This window comes from Paraburkholderia caffeinilytica (genome assembly GCF_003368325.1).
GTDB classification, from domain to species: Bacteria; Pseudomonadota; Gammaproteobacteria; order Burkholderiales; family Burkholderiaceae; genus Paraburkholderia; species Paraburkholderia caffeinilytica.
The window spans coordinates 1,420,329-1,438,655 of sequence record NZ_CP031466.1 but is presented as its reverse complement, the minus strand read 5'-3'; the positions used below and the strand labels follow the sequence as shown (position 1 = coordinate 1,438,655).

Genomic DNA, 18,327 nt, shown 5'->3' with positions numbered 1-18,327 from the left:
CTGCAAACACACACCCTACGCCTTGCCGCTCCCGCCCTTCACCCGCGCAATCTGCTGCTTCGCCGCGTCGTACACGCGCTCCGGCGTGAAGCCGAACTTCTTCTTCAGATCGGCGAGCGGCGCGGAGGCGCCGAACGTATGCATCACCACCTGCGCGCCGAGCCGTCCGACATAGCGGTCCCAACCCAGCGTGGCCGCCTGCTCGACGGCCACGCGCGCATCCACATCGGGCGGCAGCACGGCATCCCGATAGGCCGCGTCCTGTTGCTCGAAGATGTCCCACGACGGCATCGATACCACGCGTGCCGCAATCCCTTCGCTACTGAGCTTCTCGTAGACGTCGGCGCATAGCGACAGCTCGCTGCCCGTGCCGAGCAGAATCACTTCAGGCTTCTGCCCGACAGGCGCATCGGCGAGCACATAAGCGCCCTTCTGCACGCCTTTCGCCGACGCATAGCGCGTGCGGTCCAGAGTCGGCAGCGCCTGACGCGACACGATGATGCACGACGGCCGCCGCGGATGCGACATCGCCACTCGCCAGGCCTCGGCAACCTCATTCGCATCGCCCGGACGCAGCACCGTCAGTCCCGGCACGCCACGCAGCGAAGCCAGTTGCTCGATCGGCTGATGGGTCGGACCATCCTCGCCGACGCCGATCGAATCGTGCGTGAACACGTAGATCGCCGGTACCTCCATGATCGCGGAAAGGCGAATCGGCGGTTTCATGTAGTCGCTAAAAATCAGGAAGGTCGAACCGAACGGCCGCATGTTCGACAACGCGAGCCCGTTCACCGCCGCCCCCATTCCGTGCTCGCGAATCCCGAAGTGCAGGTTGCATCCACCATAGTTGCCCGATTCGAAGCTGCCGGCACCTTCGAATTTCAGATTGGTTTTGGTGGACGGCGCGAGATCGGCCGCACCGCCGATCATCCAGGGCACGCGTGCGGCAATGGCGTTCAGTACCTTGCCCGACGAGTCGCGCGAGGCAAGGCCTTTCGGATCGGCATCGAAGGCGGGGATGTCGCTGTCCCAACCCTGCGGCAATTCGTGCGCCTCCATCTGTGCGAATTCACGCGACAGGTCCGGGTATTGCTTCCTGTATGTATCGTACCGGGCCTGCCATTCCGCGCGCGCCGTCTTGCCACGCGCGCCGATACCCTGCGCAAAGCGTTCGTGCACGCCGTCCGGCACGTAGAAGAATTTGTCTTCGGGCCAGCCATAGAACTTCTTGGTCAGCGCCACTTCTTCGACACCCAATGCCTCGCCATGCGCGGCAGACGTGTCCTGCTTGTGCGGCGCGCCCCAAGCGATGATGCTATGGACCACGATCAGCGTCGGCCTATCCGTGACGCTTTTTGCCTCGACCAGCGCGGCCTCCAGCGCCGCGGTGTCGTTCGCATCGTTCACATGCAGCGTGTGCCAGTTGTAGCCGCGGAAACGGCTCTCCACGTCGTCGCTGTACGCGAGGTCGGTGTGGCCCTCGATGGTGATGCGGTTGCTGTCGTAGATCCAGATCAGATTCGACAGCTTCAGATGCCCCGCCAGCGAAGCGGCTTCGTGCGAGATGCCTTCCATCATGTCGCCGTCGCCGCATAGCGCATAGACGCGGTAATCGAACAGCGGTGCATCGGGCTGGTTGAAGTGGCTTTCGTGCCAGCGTGCCGCCATCGCCATGCCGACGCTATTGCCCAGCCCCTGGCCGAGCGGGCCGGTGGTCGTTTCCACACCGGTGGTCAAGCGGAATTCGGGGTGGCCAGGCGTCTTGCTGTCGATCTGGCGGAAATGTTCGATGTCGTCGAGCGAGACGGCGGGCGAACCGGTCGGCTTGCCATGCTCGTCCACGGCCTTCACGTTCGCCAGATGCAGCAGCGAGTACAACAGCATCGACGCGTGCCCCACCGAGAGCACGAAGCGGTCCCGATTCGGCCACAGCGGCTCGTCCGGATCGTAGCGAAGGTGGTTTTGCCACAGATGGTAGGCGACCGGCGCCAATGCCATCGGCGTGCCGGGGTGACCGGAATTGGCCTTTTGCACTGCGTCCATCGACAGCGTGCGAATCGTGTTGATGCACAACTGATCGAGGGCGGGATCGTTTTGCATGGGACACTCCTTGTTCGGCGGTTGGAGGCATCGCCGGGACGCGCACTGTATCGGTGGGTCGGCGACCGGTGTTCGTCTGGAAAAACGTGCAAGAACGTGGAAGAACGCATGAGGACCACAAGGCTCATCGATGATGCGCCGATGCGCGCGAATCTGCACGGCGCGTTACATCCTGTGCCGCGTCGTGCCGTGCTGTGCCGTGCCGATGATTGGCGACCGTTCTTTCAAGCGGCTTGCGATTCTGTCCGGCGCGCTACTTCTCCGGCATTGCGCGGGATTCGGGGGCCGCAATACGAATACGTACTGCAGACGCTGCGATGCCTGTCGTATCGCCCACCTGTTTTTAATGCTGTTTGCTGTGTTGCCAACGTTGCTGCCGGGCATGCCGCCAAAGCCGCGTTAAAACTGATGCAGCATCCCGACATACGCGCCGGTTTGCGATTCACCGGTAAGTGGGCTCGTGTTATTGGTGGCATCGCGCGGCGACGCTTCAAGCGAGAAATTCGAGTTGCTGCCGTTGCGCACGTAGCCCACCGTGCCGTACACGAAGGTACGCTTCGACAGGTTATAGGTCGTGCCGAGCAGGTACATCATCGCGTGGCCGGACGGGTCGTGCGCGGCATCGCCGCCGCCGTCGCCGACCTTGATGTAATAGCCGCCCGCCGTCACCGCCCAGCGCGACTGGATGTTGTACGTCGCGCCGAGCCAGTAGTGATCGGCACTATCGGCCACGCCCACCGGTGAATCCGGCGCCGAGTAATGCGTATACGCGCCCTGGATCTTCCACGCATCGAAATGCACATTCGCACCGGCGAAATATTCGCGCGAAGCCTGGAAGATATTGCTGAAGCGCCCGTTGCTGTCACGCAGTTCGTCGTAGATGCCGCGCACGTCGAAGAGCGGCGAGTGATAGGTCAGCATGATGCCGTCGGAGCGGCCAAACTCGCCTGACGCACCGCGGTTGAATGCGCCGGCCTGATTGCCCAACGCGTATTGCGCCTGCACGTCGAAGCCCCAGAACACCGGGCTGTGATACTCGACGTTGTTGCTGGTCTGCTGCCAGTTGCGCCCACGCACGAGCGACGCCGACGAAAATGCCTGCTGCACGAACGGATCGAATTCCCACACGCCGTCGCTATCGATAAACAGATTGCGCCCGGCTTGCAGCGTGCCCAACTGATCGCTCTTCAGGCCGACGAAGGCACGCCGTGACCACAACCGTCCGCCGCTCGTCGTGCCATTCATGATCTGCAGACCGGTTTCGAGGTTGAAGATCGCACTCAGGCCGCCGCCCAGATCTTCATTGCCTTTGAGGCCCAGCATACTGGTGCCCCAATCGCCGCCTTCAGCACTCCAGCGGCTCGAACTGCCGCCCGCGCCATTGTCGATGTGATTCAGATATTCCAGACCGCCGTCGAGACGGCCATATAACGACACGCTCGTCTGACCGTATGCCAGCGGACTTGCCACCGCCAGGGCGGCCATTAGTTTCGTATGGAGTCTCATTGTTTTGCCGTGAGTTTCTTCTGTCGAGAATAGAATGTTGCAAAACTACACGCTTCGCGCACGAACTATAGGTAATGGATGCTTCATAGCCTGTCCGTTTGACGCAATAAACTTTTGCTGACAGCGCGCCCGGCCTTGAAAATCCACAGTTGAATCGGCGTGCTTCAAAGGAAAATCGACGTGCCTCAAAGGAAACCCTTGCCGAGGGAATCGAAAGGTACTGACGATAAGATAGTCGGTCATTCGGCCTCAGCCAAATCGAAACGCATCAATCGTCTTTGACCATCATTCATATTTGCCACTCGCCATGAACGCGCCTGAACTGACCGAAGACGAAAACCTTGGCCTTTACCAACGTGTGACGGAAAGCGGTGCGGAATGGTGGCGCGTCAGCGTGGCGGACCGGCCGGAGAGCTATCGGCTCGAGCATGGCGTCGATGACGGCAGCAGCGCCGGATCCGTCGATATCGATCTGGTGGTCGACGCGGAGAACCTCCGCGCGAAACTGAAGAAGTGGCGCCGCGAAGGCTTTGCGATCGATACGCCCGACGCAGCGGACGCAACAGGCACGGCCGGCCGGGTGGCCTTCATGCCGGAGCTGCAGCGCGTTGCGACGCTCGCCTCGGCGGCGAAGCGGCGTCCGCAGGCGGAGGGCGCGGGCGGAACCGTGCGCGTCGGCCGTGTCGACGTGCCCTGCGGCGTCGAGACGCCGCTCGTGCCGCGCGTCAATCCTGCCTATCTGTTTTCCGAGCGCTTTAACGACATCGTCGAGGACATCGTGGAGAACCGGCGTGTCATGCTGATCGGCCACACCGGCGCCGGCAAGACCAGCCTGATCGAACAGGTTGCCGCGCGCTCGCATCACGGCGTGCTGCGCTCGAACATGAACGGGCAAACCACCGTCGGCGATTTTGTCGGTTTCTGGACGGTCAAGGGTGGCGAGACGATCTGGGTGGACGGCGTGCTGCCCACGGCGATGCGCGAAGGCTTATGGCTGATCGTCGACGAAATCGATTTCGCCGAGCCGTCGATTCTGGCCGCCCTCACCGCCGTGCTCGAACCGCATGGCCGTCTCGTGCTGAAGGAAAAAGGCAACGAGATCGTCGCGCCGCATCCCGCGTTCCGGTTGTTCGCCACGGCCAATGCGGTCGGCGCGATGAGCCAGTTCCGTCATCTGTATCAGGGCGCGAATCTGATGAACGAGGCGTTTCTCGATCGCTGGCGCGTCTACATGCTCGACTATCTGACGCCCGCCGAAGAAGCCGACGTGCTGATGCGCACCCTCGCCCCGCATATGACACGCGCGCTCGCCGCGACCCTCGCCGCGATTGCCGCCGACTGCCGCGCGGCGTTCGCCCGCGAAGACCTGTCGAGCGCATTCTCCACGCGGCGCCTGCTCGACTGGGCCGAGCTGATGCTGCGCACCGGCGACCCCGAACGCGCCGCCGGTCCCGCGATCTACGCGAAGGTCAGCCCCGAAGACGCGGCGCTGATTCGCGGTATCGTTCGCCATCACATTGCGCCGGCCGCCTGACGCCGCCTGTCGGTAAAAGTGAGCACGATACGCACGATGACCGCCATGCATGCCCTGCGCGACACCCGAGGCTTCGCGTTTGAATCGACGCTCAGCAAGGTGGCGCGCGTGCTGACCGGACAATACGGCGTGACAGTCGCCTTCAGCCCGGATGGGCCGCGCGTGGAGCCCGGCCGCATTGTGATTCCCGACTACGAGTTGAGCGGCGGCATCGAGCGCGACGTGCTGACCGGCTATCTGGATCTGCTGGTGGCACGCGCCAAACATTCGTCGCTCGCGCAGATGAACGCGCTGCCACCCGGCGTGGCCGCGAATCTCGCGCAGGTGATCGAGGACCGACGCGTTTGTTCACAACTGCTCGACGAGTATCCCGGCGCGCGCTGGTTCATCGGCAAACTGCGCGGGCATGCCGCCGAGCAGGCGCGGCAACGCTGGCCGAAACTCCATTGGCGCGACCGGCTGGTCTGGCTGGTGGAGCGCACGCTGTGGGACGAAACGCCGACCCGGACCGAAGCGGGTCATTCCCTGCTGGCCGCGCTGCACGCCGCGCAGGACCTGCTGGACGAGTCGCGCGAAAGCCGTTCGACCGCGCAAAGCATCGCGGCGGCGCAGGCCCTGGTGGCGCGCGTGCGGGCCTTGTCCGCAGGCGATGTCAACAGCATGGTGTTCACCGCGGATCCGGTCGAGGACATCGACACGCAAACTTCCGCCGCTTCGTGCGCACCGTTCGACGATGACGATGCGGTCTTCCCCGATCGGAACAGCGCAGCCTCGCCGCCGTCCGACAGAAGCGGTGGCGCACAAGCGGAAAACGCGGTGGGCATGGGGCAATCGCTGGCCGATGCACAGCGACCGTCTGCACGTTCCGAAGGCGACGCCGGCGCGGCGGCAAGCGTCGCTCGCACGCGGCTCTCGATTCCGCTCGCCACCGAGTTCGACGAGATCGCCGACCTCACCGGTCAAGGCGACAGCGCGACATGGCGCGAGCTTCGCGCGCAGGCGCGGGCGGACACGGCGCCGCTCAAGGAGAAACTCGAGCGTGCGCTAAGCGCCGACGAACGCACCCGTTGGCGCCGCGAACAGGAACGCGGCGAGATCGACCGCACCGCGCTGGCCAAACTGGCGACCTCGCCCGGTTATCGCACGCCGTTTCGCACGCAGCGGGCGGCCAAAGGACGCGACGTCGCCGTGACCTTGCTGATCGATCGCAGCGGCTCGATGGCCGGGCGCAAGATCGAGCTCGCGCGCCTGTGCGCGACCGCGCTGTGCGATGCGCTGACGCAACTGTCGTTCGACTGCGAAGTGCTCGGCTATTGCTCGCTCGAGTCCGCGCCGATGAAGCAACTGTACGAACGGCAACGGGCGGCCGGCGCGGATCTGCAGCGCTACAACCGCTTTGTGGAACGGCTCGATCTGAAGGTCTACAAACGCTTTGGCGCGATCGATCTGAACGGGATCGCCGCGATCGATTGCGGCCACGAGAATCCGGACGGCGAGGCGCTCGCCTGGGCCGCGACGCGGCTCGCGGATCATCGAGCCGAGCGGCGTATTCTGATCGTGTTCTCCGACGGCTATCCGTCGACCGGCGACGGCGACCCGCAGGTCTTGCGCCACGATCTGCGCGAACGCGTGGCGGCGATCCAGAAGCGCGGCATCGAACTGCTGGGGATCGGCGTGCTGACCGATGCGGTCGAGGACTTCTATCCGCACAACGTGGTGGTGAGCCGGCTTGCCGAGTTGCCGTCGACGGTGTTCTCGGTCTTGAGTGCGATGTTGCTGACGCGCTGACGCATCGGCCCGCATCGACCCGCATCGACCCGCATCGCCCCACATCCAACGGACTCTTCGACGGCGCGCCTACGCCAGTTGCGGCTTGAACGGATACTGCTCGATTTCCCCGCCCCGTGCGATCACCGCCGTGCTCTCCGGAATCTCCTCCCACCAGCCAGGCAAATCCGAGAGCGGCTCCGACAACACCAGAAAGGCGTCTTCACCCGCCGTCGCGATGCGCGGGTCGTCCGGATACAGATCGTGCAGATGCCGGAACGAAGTGCTGTGGAAGAGCGAGCGCGACTGCCCTTCGCTCGAATAGCGAACCGCGACGATCTGCTCGCCGTCGGTGGCGCATATGGTCATGTTCAACGGTTCATCGACGCCGTGTTTGCGCCCGATGTCTTCGACGAAACCCACCATCCGTTCGAGCGCGGTCACCGGCGCGAGTTCGAGACCGAAGGTCAGCGCGAGAAAAAACAGCACCTCGGAATCCGTCGAGCCTTCGACCGACGGAAACAATCCTGGATCGATCGCCAGCATCAGATCGCGGCGTACCAGCGGAAAGTTGCGCACGAGTCCGTTATGCATGAAGAGCCATCGGCCGTAACGGAACGGATGACAGTTGGTTTCCTGCGACGGCGTGCCGGTGGCCGCACGTATGTGCGCGACGAACAGCGGCGCGCGGATCGCCCGCGCGGCCTCGCGCAGATTGCGATCGCTCCATGCGGGCTGGATGCAGCGGTAGCGAAACGGGATGTCGGTCGGATGACCGTACCAGCCGATGCCGAAGCCGTCGCCGTTCGTGGTGGTCTGGCCGAGCCGCGAATGCAGGCTCTGGTCGATCAGGGAGTGTTTGGCGTTGAACAGCACCGTTTCGAGTTGAAGCGCGTTACCGGTATAAGCGAGCCAGCGGCACATGAGTTCCCCTCCTGTTGCAACGACATGCGACGAGATGTCTGACGAACCTCGCGCAGCCTCGAGCAGGCTCGCGCGCCGCCGATCGCTATTTGACCACGGGTTGCATCTGCGCGATCGGTATCAGGAACTCCGAGAAACCGGTCAGGATAATCTGCACGCCGATGCACAGCAGCAGAAACGACGAGACGCGCATCGCGACCTTGGTGCCGTCCACGCCGAGATACTTGGCAAAAACCACCGCCCGGCTGTAGATCAGATACACGGTGGCCGCCACCAGCAGCGTGATCACCACCGACGCGATGCTAGACAGCACGAACGCCGAGAGCTTATGCGTGCGGTTCGCGGTCAGCGCGATCGCGGTGGCGATCGAGCCCGGCCCGGTGGTGAGTGGAATGGTGAGCGGGAAGAACGCCTTCGACGTGGCGTTGTCCGCATCCACGCGCTTGACCGACGGCTGCTCGGCCGGTTGCGTGTCCGGCGCGTTGAGCATCTGCCAGCCGCCGACCGCGACCGCGAGGCCTCCGCCAATGCGCAATGCCTCCATGGAGATGCCGAAGAAATGGAGAATCGGGGTGCCGACGAAGAAGGCGACAAGCAATACGCACATGACGTTGAAGGCGATCTTCTTGGCGAGCGCCGTGCGGTCTTCCGTGGTGAGCGATGCGGTCCGGTCGAGAAAGACGAACGCCATGCCGATTGGGTTGATGATGCTGATCAAACCCGTAAAGCCAAAGAGGATGTCCGAGATCAGACTGTCGACCATATGCGATCCGTTTCGTGCAGCGGCTCGGGCGGCCTGACTGATTGACTGACTGCCCACAAGAGCGCCACGCCAGGTTGAAGTGCCGGACGCCTTCGGGCTGTCCAGATCGATGCTCGCGTTGCGTGGGTCAGATGATATCGCGGCGCGGCACGCAAATTGGTAAAAAAGGGGGGCGATGCAAGCGGCGCGCGGCGCTGCACCGCAGCAGACGAACGCCGAAAGATGCGCGCACAACTTTCGGAAAGCCTACACTTTTTTGACTGACTTTACGCAACCGAAGCATCAGGCATACAGTCCCCAGCGAAGCCGCACTTTCAACGAGATCAACGAGACGTACTTACCGGTTCGAGGAGTTGCCCCCATGTTGCTTCGTGTACTCGCCGCACTGCCGTTCGTCGGCATTCTGCTCGGCGTCCCGTTTGTGAATTACGTCGAGCCGCTGGTGCTCGGCATACCGTTCGTGCTGGCCTGGATCGTCATGTGGGTCGTGCTGAGTTCGATCATCATGGCGATCATCTACCGCCTGGACCCGAGCAACCGTCAGCTCGCCGTGGAAGGCGAAGAGGTCCGATCATGAGCGCACTCGTCATCATTGCGGCCATTACGCTGTTTGCGCTGTACCTGGGCATGCGCGCGCGGCGCGGCCACGACATGAGTCTGGAACAGTGGACCGTGGGCGGACGCAGTTTCGGCACCGCGTTCGTGTTCCTGCTGATGGCGGGCGAAATCTACACCACCTTCACCTTCCTCGGCGGTAGCGGCTTTGCCTACGGCAAGGGCGCACCGGTCTACTACATTCTTGCCTACGGCACGCTGGCGTACATCCTCTCGTACTGGATGCTGCCGCCCATCTGGCGTTACGCGAAAAATCACCATCTCGTCTCGCAGCCGCACTTTTTCACGCGCAAGTACGACAGCCCGGCGCTCGGCACGCTCGTCGCGCTGGTCGGCGTGGCCGCGCTGATTCCGTACCTCGTGCTGCAACTCAAGGGCCTCGGCATCATCGTGGCGACGGCCTCGTATGGCGCGATTTCGTCGACAGCCGCCATCTGGATCGGCGCCGCGGTGGTGACGTCTTACGTGACCGTCTCCGGCGTGCGCGGCTCCGCGTGGAATTCGGTGGTGAAGGATCTGCTGATTCTGGCGATCGTGCTGTTCCTCGGCATCTATTTACCGTTGCACTACTACGGCGGCCTCGGCGAGATGTTCCACGCCATCGACGCCGCGCGCCCGGGCTTCCTGACCTTCCCGGCCAAGGGTTCGAGCGTCACCTGGTTCCAGTCGACCGTGCTCCTGACCGCGCTGGGCTTCTTCATGTGGCCGCACACGTTCGGTTCGATTTTCACGGCGAAGGACGAGCGTATTTTCCGGCGCAACGCGATGGTGCTGCCGCTGTACCAGTTGATTCTGCTGTTCGTGTTCTTCGTGGGCTTTGCGGCGACGCTGAAGGTGCCGGGCCTGAAGGGCGGCGACATCGACCTGTCGCTGTTCCGCCTGTCGCTGCAGACCTTCGACCCATGGTTCGTCGGCGTGATCGGCGCAGCCGGGATTCTGACGGCGCTGGTGCCGGGCTCGATGATCCTGACGTCGGCGTCCACGCTGCTCGCCAACGACGTGTATCGCGGCATGATAAGCCGCAAGGCGTCGGACGCGACGGTGGCGAAGCTCGCGCGCTTTCTGGTGCCGCTGGTGGCGCTGGTGGCAGTGGGCTTTACGCTGCATGGCGGCGAAACGATCGTGGCGTTGCTGCTGATGGGTTACAGCTTCGTGACCCAGCTGTTTCCGGCGGTGATCTGCAGTTTGCTGCCGCACAACCGCGCGACCAAGTACGGCGCGTTTTGCGGGATTCTCGCGGGCGTTGCGGTGGTGACCCTAACGACCACCCTGCATCTGACTGTTGCACAATTGATGCCGTTTTTGCCCGACGCGCTGAAGGACGTCAATATCGGCTTCCTGGCGCTGGCCGTGAACGTGATTGTCTTTGCCGTGGTGAGCGCGGTGACGCAGCCGCGGCCGGTCGAGCAGACTCACGCGCCGGTGCATTGAGGTTTTCTTCGTAGCGTCCTGTCTAGCGGTTGAAGGGGCTGGTCGCCTGAAGCGCCAGCCCCTTTTTCACGTCTCCCGCAGCGTTCGACGTCAGACAGAATGGGGCACACGTCATGCCATTTTCGTGAGTCTATCGAGTGGGAGGCCTTCGCGAATCAGGCTAGACTACGCCCGACTTGAAGTCGATCGAATCGAATGACCGAATAACCGGACGAGTATGCGGAGCGAACGAATGGACTATCTTCTTTACTACTCGCCGGGCGCTGCAAGCATGGCCGTTCACTGGATGTTGATAGAAATGAACATCCCGTTCGACGTCCACCTTGTCGACATCGACGCCGGCAATCAGCGAAACCCTGAATATCTTCGGTTGAATCCTTCGGGCCGCGTTCCCACATTGGTAGTCGACGGGGCGCCACGCCACGAGTCCGCCGCGCTGCTGATGCTGCTGGCCGAGCGGCATCCTGAAGCCGCCCTCGCACCGGCGCCAGGCTCCGTCGATCGTGCGGCGTGGCTGGAGTTGATGATCTATCTGGCCAACACGCTGTTGCCCGCCATGCGCGACTGGTTCTATGCGGGCGTCGACGGCGATCCTGCCGGTGCCGAAGCGGTCCAGGCGCTTGCGCGGCGGCGCATCGAAGAAGCCTGTAACCGGCTCGACGCCGATCTCGCCGACGGACGTGACTATCTGATCGGCGGCACGCTCAGCACCGCCGATTTCCTCGCGATCGTGCTGATGCGCTGGACACGGCATATGCCGCAACCCGCACTCGGCTGGCCGCATCTTGCGCGCTATATCCGTGGACTGCGCGCCCTGCCCTCGTTCATCGAATTGAATACACGAGAGGGACTCACCGAATGGCGCAACCAGGACGATTGATGCGCGCGCAACCCATTCGCGGCTGGCTCCGGTCGGCTTGACCGGAAGGCCGTGCAGATCAAGTTGCCAGTTCGTTAATTCGCACGCGTGCCGACGATCACGATGCCGCGTGAAAGTCCGCTCACGTTGTCGACCGCTTGCGCCCCCGCGTACAGTTGAGCGACCGGCACCCAGACAGCCGGATATTTGTAGCGCGCCACATCGAGAAGCAGCGCGCTGTCGCTTGCGGCGTCGTAGGCGGCAAGCGGCGACCAGTGCCCGCCGCCTGCTTCGCCAATCTCCACCCGCCTGAAGTTCAACAGCGCAAAGCGGTCGCTGTGGCCCGTCGTGTTCCGGATCAGATCGCGAAACTGATCGAGCGTCAGATCGCCGGCATGGAATTTCCTCACCTCGACAGGAAATGCGCTTAGGGCCGTGCCGAGCTGGTCGAGCGTCATGCCCTCCTTCGACACTTGCGCGGCATTCGCCACCTGCGGATCGATGCCGCGAAAAAAATCCTCTTGCGAGAAAAATGGGAAATCCGGGTACTGCGTCGACGCCGGACGGCGAATACCCAATGCATTGAGCGCCATCACCGAGGTCGCGACCGAACAGTAGGCTTCGTTGCGCTGCGTTTCGAAATACTGCGAAAGCGGCCAGTACGACTGGTTACGGGTGGCGGCCATCAAACGCTTCTGACCTGCCGGCTGCGTCAGCGCAACGAGGTTCGGCGGAACGGGCAACGGCCCGTCGGCTGCGCGCGACGCACCCGGTGCGGGGGCTTGATGCGTATCTTGATGTGAAGCTTGATCCGTGGCCCGATTGGCAGCCGGTGGAAGCGGCACGCAGGCCGCCAGTGTTGCCGCCAGCACCACAACGATCCACTCAGGCCTGCCTACGCGCTCGACGGCGCGCATCAATGAATATCTGGACATCGACTCTTCCGCTTCAGATGAATTCGGAACCGCTTTGGCCGTGCCGATGCATGTCATCCCACATCGGCAAGCTCCGGTTTTTTAACACGAAACCGATGAGCGCGTGAATGTGCGGCCAGACGGCGGGCGAACTGAACCGCTGTCCGTCCGATCTGATAATATATACCCCCCTAGGGTATTTAGAGTGCATTCATGGGCCACACGATCCGGGAAAAACAGAAGCTGCTTAACCGCGTTCGCCGCATCAAGGGGCAAATCGAGGCCATCGAACGCGCACTCGAAGACGAGCGCGGCTGCGCCGACGTCCTTCAGCAGATCACCAGCTGCCGTGGCGCGATGAACGGCCTGCTGGCGGTCGTGCTCGAGGACCACATCCGAAATCACCTGGTGGATGCGCATACCGACGAGGCCCCTGTCGGCAGCGCCACTGAACAGCTCATCGAAGTCGTTCATAGTTATTTCAAGTAGACCGGAGCAGGACATGAGTGACTTCAGAAACGCCGCCTTCGGCGCGGGACACGATCACATTTTTCTGGGCGCCGCCCATGAAAAAAACGAACGCAGAACATGGGCGGTGATCGCCTTATGCGCCGCGATGATGGTTGCCGAAATCGTCGGCGGCAGCCTGTTCGGCTCGCTGGCGCTCGTCGCCGACGGTCTGCACATGTCGACGCACGCAGGAGCGATGCTGATCGCGGCGCTCGCTTATACGTACGCGCGCAGGCATGCGAGCGACTCGCGCTTCGTATTCGGCACCGGCAAGCTAGGCGACCTCGCGGGCTTCACGAGCGCCATTGCGCTGGCTATGATTGCGCTGCTGATCGGCTACGAAGCGGTGGCGCGCTTTCTCTCGCCCGTGCCGATTCATTTCGGTGAAGCGATTCCGATTGCCGTGGTGGGACTGCTGGTGAATCTGGCCAGCGTGTGGCTGCTGCGCGGCGATCACCATGGGCATGGACACAGTCATGGGCATGGGCATGGGCATGGGCATGGGCACCACGGTCATGAGCATGACGAACACGTTCACGGACGCGAAGGTCATGGTCACGGGGAACACGATCACGGACATGAAGCTCATGCTCACGGGGATCACGATCACGCAGAAGGTCATGCTCACCACGCTCACGACAATCACGACAATCACGCTCACGCCGCCCACCTCGACGCCGAAAGCGCGGCCCAGCGGGATCACAACATCCGCTCGGCCTACATTCACGTGATCGCGGATGCCGCGGTGTCGGTGCTGGCCATCATCGGCCTCGTTCTGGCGCGTGAATTCGGCTGGCTCTGGATGGACCCGCTCGCCGGCATCATCGGCGCGCTGGTGATTGCAAACTGGTCATACGGGCTGATCCGCGACACCGGTGCAATCCTGCTCGATATCAACCCCGACCAGCGTATGACGGAGAACGTGCGTCACGCTATCGAGGACAACGGCGACAAGGTGCTCGACTTGCACGTCTGGCGCGTGGGGCCCGGTCATATGAGTGCGGTAATATCCGTCGCCACCCAGGAAACGCGGCATGACTCGCGTTTCTATCACGCCTTGCTGAAACGCTTTAACGGACTGTCGCACGTCACCGTCGAAGTCAACCCAACGGAACTGACCGCCTGAAGATGGCCATTCAATCACCCTGCATCGACATCTGCAAGATCGACGGCAAAACGGGCTTCTGCATCGGATGCCTGCGCACCCGCGACGAGATTCGCGAATGGAAAAACATGACTGACCACCGGCGCCATCAGGTCATCAACGACGCGTCGCGCCGCAAGGCGAAGGTGAAGCCGGAGACACAGCAAACGCAGGAGACGTAACAGACGCAGCAAACGCAGCAAACGCAGTAGACGCAGCAGACGCAGCAGACGCAGCAGACGCAGGCATCGTAAAGGCGCGAGTCAGCGCGCCTGATCGGCGAACGCGTAACTATTCTTCCCGTTGCGCTTGACCCGGTACATCGCCTCGTCGGCCGCGGCTACGAGGCGTTGGTAATCGTCGACGGAATCCGGAAAACTGGCGATGCCGATGCTGGCGCGAACCCGCCCGACCCCCATCTCCTTGTCCGTTTGAACCACGCAGGCGATGAGCCGCCGGGCGATTTCGCCGAGTTCCGCGTTGGTCGAAAATTCGCGGACCAGAACGGCGAATTCGTCGCCGCCAATCCGGGCGACGACATCGACTTTACGCACCGACTCACGAAAGCGTTTCGACACCGCGATCAGAAATTCATCGCCGACGCGGTGCCCGAGCGAGTCATTGACCTGCTTGAATCCATCCAGATCGACATACAGCACGGCAATTTTGCACGGCACCGTGAGCGCGGGCGGTTTCGTCGCCGCCTCTTCCAGCGAGGCAAACAGCTTGCGCCGGTTCGGCAAGCCGGTCATCGCGTCGTGCAGCGCCGCCCATTCGAATTCGTGCGACTGCCCCGCCAGCAGGCGATTCCGTTTGGCATACATGCCGAGAGCGGTGATCAGCATGCAGAACAGCAACGCCGCCGCCGCGATCAGCGTGTGCGCGACATGGGCGATCCGCACACGCACGTCGGCGCTGTCGGCGTCGCGCTGCGCTCGCCACCAGGCCGACACGGCACTGAGGGCCGCATCCGTGTCGCGCAGATCGGCGTCGGGCGCGAGCAAGAATGCCGGCACGCGGGGCGCAGCCGACGGACTCGCATTCACCAGCGCCGCGAGCGACGTGAGGCGACGGGCGAGTTCGGTGCGCGCGTGCCGATACCCGGCAGTTTTGTTTTCCGTGGCGTCGGGCAGTTGCTGCCAGACGCCGACCAGACTCCGGGCGCTTTCCGCTCGTTCGACCGCTTCGAGAACGAGCCCTGCGTATTCCTGCTTCAGTTGGTCGGAAAAGATCGTCCGGACTTGCAGGGCCAGATACAGAAGGCCGATCAGCAGACAGCCCAGCGCGGCGGCGGCAATCACAGCCGGACCCGGTCCGAGGCGGATCGCGAGGGCGCGGCCGCGAGCGGCGCGCCGGGTATGCGCCCGCTCAGGGATGGGAATAGACGTCTTGCTGGCTTCCGGTGCCATGCTGACGGTAACTCACGCGACGAAAGAACGAACTCATCCGGGCAAACAGACTGCCCTTGTGCCGGGCATTGGCGTTCGAAGCAGCTCGACGATCCTGCTGCGCGAGACGCGCATCTCTGCCGGGCCGGCCGGACGCCAACTGCTGCGGAGCAGGATTGGCCGGGGGCGCCGCGCCTTGAACGGCAGGCGCGGAAGACGCAGCCACGGCCGGTGTTGCATCGGCCACGCTGGTTTGACGAACCGTGGACGCCGGGAGTCGCGTGACCGGGCCGGACCAGGAGGCCAGTTTTCCGCCTTCTTCTCCGTCTGATTCGGCCGCTGCTATCTGCGCCGGTGCTGTTGCCGGTGCAACTGCTGGTCCTGGTGCAGCCGCTGTTGCCGGAGGAGTAGGTGCCATCGACGGTGCAATTGCTGGCACCGGTGCAGCTGCCGTTGCCGGAGTATGTGCTGTTGCCGGTGCAACTGCCGGCGCCGGCGTAGCCACCGGCGCCGGAATACCCGCCGTCACCTGCGTGCCCGTTGCCGCCGATTCAACTGCGGGTGCTTGCATGCCGCTCGCTTTCCCCTCCGCCGTCGCCGTCGCCGTCGCCGATCGCGTCGCTGGCGCGAAAGCTGACGGCCGTGGCGGCGCAATCGAATTCGCCGACGTCGGACCTGCAGCCGCTGACGCAGCCGTGCCGAGCGCCTGCCGCGCGCGCGCCATCGCGTCGGCATACGCTTGCTGATCGTGGTTGAACCAGACGCCGTACGCGACCGTACCCACCACGCCGAAAGCCAGCGCGCTTGCCGTGGCGACGCACAGTGCGAGACGCCCGAATCGCGCGGGCGGTGTCGCAGACGACGGCTCTGCGCCGGCGTCGAAGCCAGTATTCGGGTTCCCTTCGGCAGATTTTGAAAAGTCGGTATCGTTGAGCATCGCAATACTCTCCGGAATCCCTACGCGTTCGACGCGTAAGCAGACTTTGTTCATACGGTTCGGCGGGGTCGCTCGGGCGACGTTGAAAGAATTGATCCCGCTCGCCGGGTAGCGGCAATACGGCAATGCTGCGCTTTAAACGCGCGCTTTGCGAGTCCGCTTTGCATCAATGAGACAGGTAAAGGATTCAACGCCGCGCGTATCTGCGCGCTGTGCGGCGAGCGCTTGCGCACCGGTTCCACGCCGGGGTTGGAGACGGTGACGGGAGCACGTACCGCATGCCCTCCATCACGCAATAAACACGCCAATGCGGAACGTGCCGATCGGCGGCCGCCGCTTGAAACGCGGCGCATGCCTGATGGGGCGCATGGCGCCCCACCGCCGATCCGGCACCTATTGCACCTATTGCACCTATTGCACCTATTGCACCTATTGCACCGTGATCGTTTCTTTCATGTTGGGATGGATGCCGCAAAACACCTTGTACACGCCTGGCTTGTCGAACTTGAACTGGAACGTGTCGTTCTGATCGAGCGCGGCGGAGCGGAACATGCCCGCATCGTTGACGACCGTATGCGGCTCGCCGTCGAGATTTTTCCACGTCACCGTCGAGCCGGCTTTGACCGTCATCGCCATCGGCGAGAACATGAAGTTCTTGATCACCACGGCGTTGGGCGTCTGCGCTCGTGCAACGGAAAGTCCGGCCGACGCCGCGATGAGCGCCGCCCCCCCGAGCAGCGCAAAAAACGCGCGGCAAATAGTATTGTTTTGCATAACTGATCTCCAGCGAAAGAAAAAACCTGAATTCAAACGAGCGTCGTATCGGATAGCGTCGCCTTGAGCGGATGATGCGCGATCTTGATGCTGGTCACCCCGAGCATCTTCGGGAGCTGATCGCTCGCTACCGTGAGCGGCCCAGGGCCGGGACCATTGCCGGCAGTCGGTTGCGGATACGCTGTCGAGCGGGCGGTATGGAAAGTGATATTGCCTTCGACCTTCGACACGATCTGATGAATATGGCCGTTCAGCACGGTCACCGAACCGAAGCGCTTCAGATAGCTCATGGCCTGGCCGGCATCGCCCGTCCCCCATCCCCAGGGTTCGTAGATCGTCCACATGGGCATGTGCGCGAAGACGACGATCGGCGTGCTGGACGAACGGCCCTTCAGGTCGCTTTCGAGCCAGGCGAGCTGGTCGTCGCCCAGCCCTCCCAATCCATTCGGCTTGAAATGCATCACGTTGACGAGTGCGACGAAGTGCACGCCGTTGTGGTCGAAGCTGTAATAGCCTTTATTGTCCGAAGCCTTGCCGAAGCGGCTGAAGTATTCGGTTCCGGGGCCGTCCGTCACGTCGTGCTCGCCGGGCACGGTGTGCAGCTCCGTGATATTCAGACCGGACATCAACTGCGCCGCGAGATCGAACTCCGCCGGCTTGGAAAGATGCGTGATGTCGCCCGTATGGATGGTCAGCGCGGGCTTGACCGGCATGGCGTTGACGTAGTCGATTGTTTGTTTGAGCGTGCCGGCGACGTCCGGATTGGCTTCTTTATTGAAGCCGATATGTGAATCGCTGATCTGCAGGAAAAGCGGTATGCCCCCGGACGCCGAAGCTGATTTCTCGTCGGCCGCGAGGGCCAGCTCCACCGGCGTTAGAATGCCGCCGGCGAGAACGAACACCGTGCCTACGCCGCCGTATGCGAGACACTTCAGCGCGCCGCGGCGTGACGGGTTAAATGCAGGATCGGAATGATGTGACGACATGTTGACCTCACGATAAGGATTCGCAGGCAAACCGCGGGATCATCCGGCGGGCCTCACGACTCGGTTCATCAGGAAGACTGCGGTGCCGGCGGTTTTATTCCCGGAAAGAAAAAATTGGCGCCGGCAGCCGAATCCGGCTGTCCAGGCTTGCATCGCCGGCGCCGGAACCCATGGG

At 63.0% G+C, this 18,327-nt stretch carries 17 protein-coding genes; 8 read left to right on the top strand and 9 right to left on the bottom strand.

The features are described 5' to 3' along the window. Nucleotides 1–15 precede the first annotated feature (15 nt). Both tkt and DSC91_RS06450 read right to left on the bottom strand, forming a co-directional pair. Nucleotides 16–2,100 (bottom strand): transketolase, encoded by a 2,085-nt coding sequence (gene tkt, locus DSC91_RS06460; protein WP_115777360.1) that lies wholly within the window; start codon nucleotides 2,098–2,100, stop codon nucleotides 16–18. Between the two features lie 399 nt (nucleotides 2,101–2,499). Continuing rightward, on the bottom strand, nucleotides 2,500–3,606 hold the full coding sequence (locus tag DSC91_RS06450) for a porin (RefSeq protein WP_115777358.1): 1,107 nt from the start codon (nucleotides 3,604–3,606) through the stop codon (nucleotides 2,500–2,502). A 307-nt stretch (nucleotides 3,607–3,913) separates the two neighbouring features. Between DSC91_RS06450 and DSC91_RS06445 the strand changes: the two genes are divergently transcribed. Both DSC91_RS06445 and DSC91_RS06440 read left to right on the top strand, forming a co-directional pair. After that, the gene (locus tag DSC91_RS06445) at nucleotides 3,914–5,140 is read left to right on the top strand and encodes an AAA family ATPase (RefSeq protein WP_115777357.1); all 1,227 of its coding nucleotides are present in this window, start codon (nucleotides 3,914–3,916) and stop codon (nucleotides 5,138–5,140) included. Nucleotides 5,141–5,176: 36 nt separating this feature from the next. Then, nucleotides 5,177–6,928, top strand: a complete 1,752-nt coding sequence (locus DSC91_RS06440; RefSeq protein WP_115777356.1) for a cobaltochelatase CobT-related protein — start codon at nucleotides 5,177–5,179, stop codon at nucleotides 6,926–6,928. A 69-nt stretch (nucleotides 6,929–6,997) separates the two neighbouring features. Here the strand turns inward: DSC91_RS06440 and DSC91_RS06435 are convergent, their stop codons facing one another. After that, nucleotides 6,998–7,831, bottom strand: a complete 834-nt coding sequence (locus tag DSC91_RS06435; protein ID WP_115777355.1) for a class II glutamine amidotransferase — start codon at nucleotides 7,829–7,831, stop codon at nucleotides 6,998–7,000. A gap of 85 nt (nucleotides 7,832–7,916) precedes the next feature. Then, nucleotides 7,917–8,594: a MarC family protein gene (locus tag DSC91_RS06430; RefSeq protein WP_115777354.1), complete on the bottom strand. Its 678-nt coding sequence runs from the start codon at nucleotides 8,592–8,594 to the stop codon at nucleotides 7,917–7,919. A gap of 361 nt (nucleotides 8,595–8,955) precedes the next feature. Here DSC91_RS06430 and DSC91_RS06425 point away from each other — a divergent pair, with 361 nt between their 5' ends. The 3 genes from DSC91_RS06425 (at nucleotide 8,956) to DSC91_RS06415 (ending at nucleotide 11,520) form a co-directional block, all read left to right on the top strand. Then, nucleotides 8,956–9,171 (top strand): DUF3311 domain-containing protein, encoded by a 216-nt coding sequence (locus DSC91_RS06425; protein ID WP_115777353.1) that lies wholly within the window; start codon nucleotides 8,956–8,958, stop codon nucleotides 9,169–9,171. Then, nucleotides 9,168–10,640: a sodium:solute symporter family protein gene (locus tag DSC91_RS06420; RefSeq protein ID WP_115777352.1), complete on the top strand. Its 1,473-nt coding sequence runs from the start codon at nucleotides 9,168–9,170 to the stop codon at nucleotides 10,638–10,640. The genes DSC91_RS06425 and DSC91_RS06420 overlap by 4 nt, the downstream gene beginning before the upstream one ends. A 232-nt stretch (nucleotides 10,641–10,872) precedes the next feature. After that, on the top strand, nucleotides 10,873–11,520 hold the full coding sequence (locus tag DSC91_RS06415; protein ID WP_115777351.1) for a glutathione S-transferase family protein: 648 nt from the start codon (nucleotides 10,873–10,875) through the stop codon (nucleotides 11,518–11,520). Nucleotides 11,521–11,594: 74 nt separating this feature from the next. On the opposite strand, the gene DSC91_RS06410 is transcribed toward DSC91_RS06415, so the two are convergent. Further along, nucleotides 11,595–12,434 carry a phytochelatin synthase family protein gene (locus DSC91_RS06410; protein ID WP_115779722.1) on the bottom strand — a complete coding sequence of 280 codons (840 nt, stop codon included), beginning with the start codon at nucleotides 12,432–12,434 and terminating at the stop codon, nucleotides 11,595–11,597. Nucleotides 12,435–12,626: 192 nt separating this feature from the next. Here DSC91_RS06410 and DSC91_RS06405 point away from each other — a divergent pair, with 192 nt between their 5' ends. From DSC91_RS06405 to DSC91_RS06395, 3 genes are read left to right on the top strand one after another with little or no spacing between them, the layout of a single operon-like run. Further along, nucleotides 12,627–12,902: a metal/formaldehyde-sensitive transcriptional repressor gene (locus tag DSC91_RS06405; RefSeq protein WP_115777350.1), complete on the top strand. Its 276-nt coding sequence runs from the start codon at nucleotides 12,627–12,629 to the stop codon at nucleotides 12,900–12,902. 13 nt (nucleotides 12,903–12,915) lie between these two features. After that, nucleotides 12,916–14,049: a CDF family Co(II)/Ni(II) efflux transporter DmeF gene (gene dmeF, locus DSC91_RS06400; protein ID WP_115777349.1), complete on the top strand. Its 1,134-nt coding sequence runs from the start codon at nucleotides 12,916–12,918 to the stop codon at nucleotides 14,047–14,049. Nucleotides 14,050–14,051: 2 nt separating this feature from the next. Then, entirely contained in the window at nucleotides 14,052–14,249 is a 198-nt protein-coding gene (locus DSC91_RS06395) for a DUF1289 domain-containing protein (protein WP_167470492.1), read from the top strand. Nucleotides 14,250–14,330: 81 nt separating this feature from the next. On the opposite strand, the gene DSC91_RS06390 is transcribed toward DSC91_RS06395, so the two are convergent. From DSC91_RS06390 to DSC91_RS06375, 4 genes are all read right to left on the bottom strand, one after another. Then, the gene (locus tag DSC91_RS06390; RefSeq protein ID WP_115777347.1) at nucleotides 14,331–15,476 is read right to left on the bottom strand and encodes a GGDEF domain-containing protein; all 1,146 of its coding nucleotides are present in this window, start codon (nucleotides 15,474–15,476) and stop codon (nucleotides 14,331–14,333) included. Next, complete coding sequence (locus tag DSC91_RS06385; protein WP_115777346.1) at nucleotides 15,436–16,392, bottom strand: hypothetical protein; 957 nt, start codon at nucleotides 16,390–16,392, stop codon at nucleotides 15,436–15,438. The genes DSC91_RS06390 and DSC91_RS06385 overlap by 41 nt, the downstream gene beginning before the upstream one ends. 429 nt (nucleotides 16,393–16,821) lie before the next feature. Continuing rightward, complete coding sequence (locus DSC91_RS06380) at nucleotides 16,822–17,166, bottom strand: cupredoxin domain-containing protein (protein ID WP_115777345.1); 345 nt, start codon at nucleotides 17,164–17,166, stop codon at nucleotides 16,822–16,824. Nucleotides 17,167–17,198: 32 nt separating this feature from the next. Next, complete coding sequence (locus DSC91_RS06375) at nucleotides 17,199–18,152, bottom strand: metallophosphoesterase family protein (protein ID WP_115777344.1); 954 nt, start codon at nucleotides 18,150–18,152, stop codon at nucleotides 17,199–17,201. Between the last annotated feature and the right edge of the window lie 175 nt (nucleotides 18,153–18,327).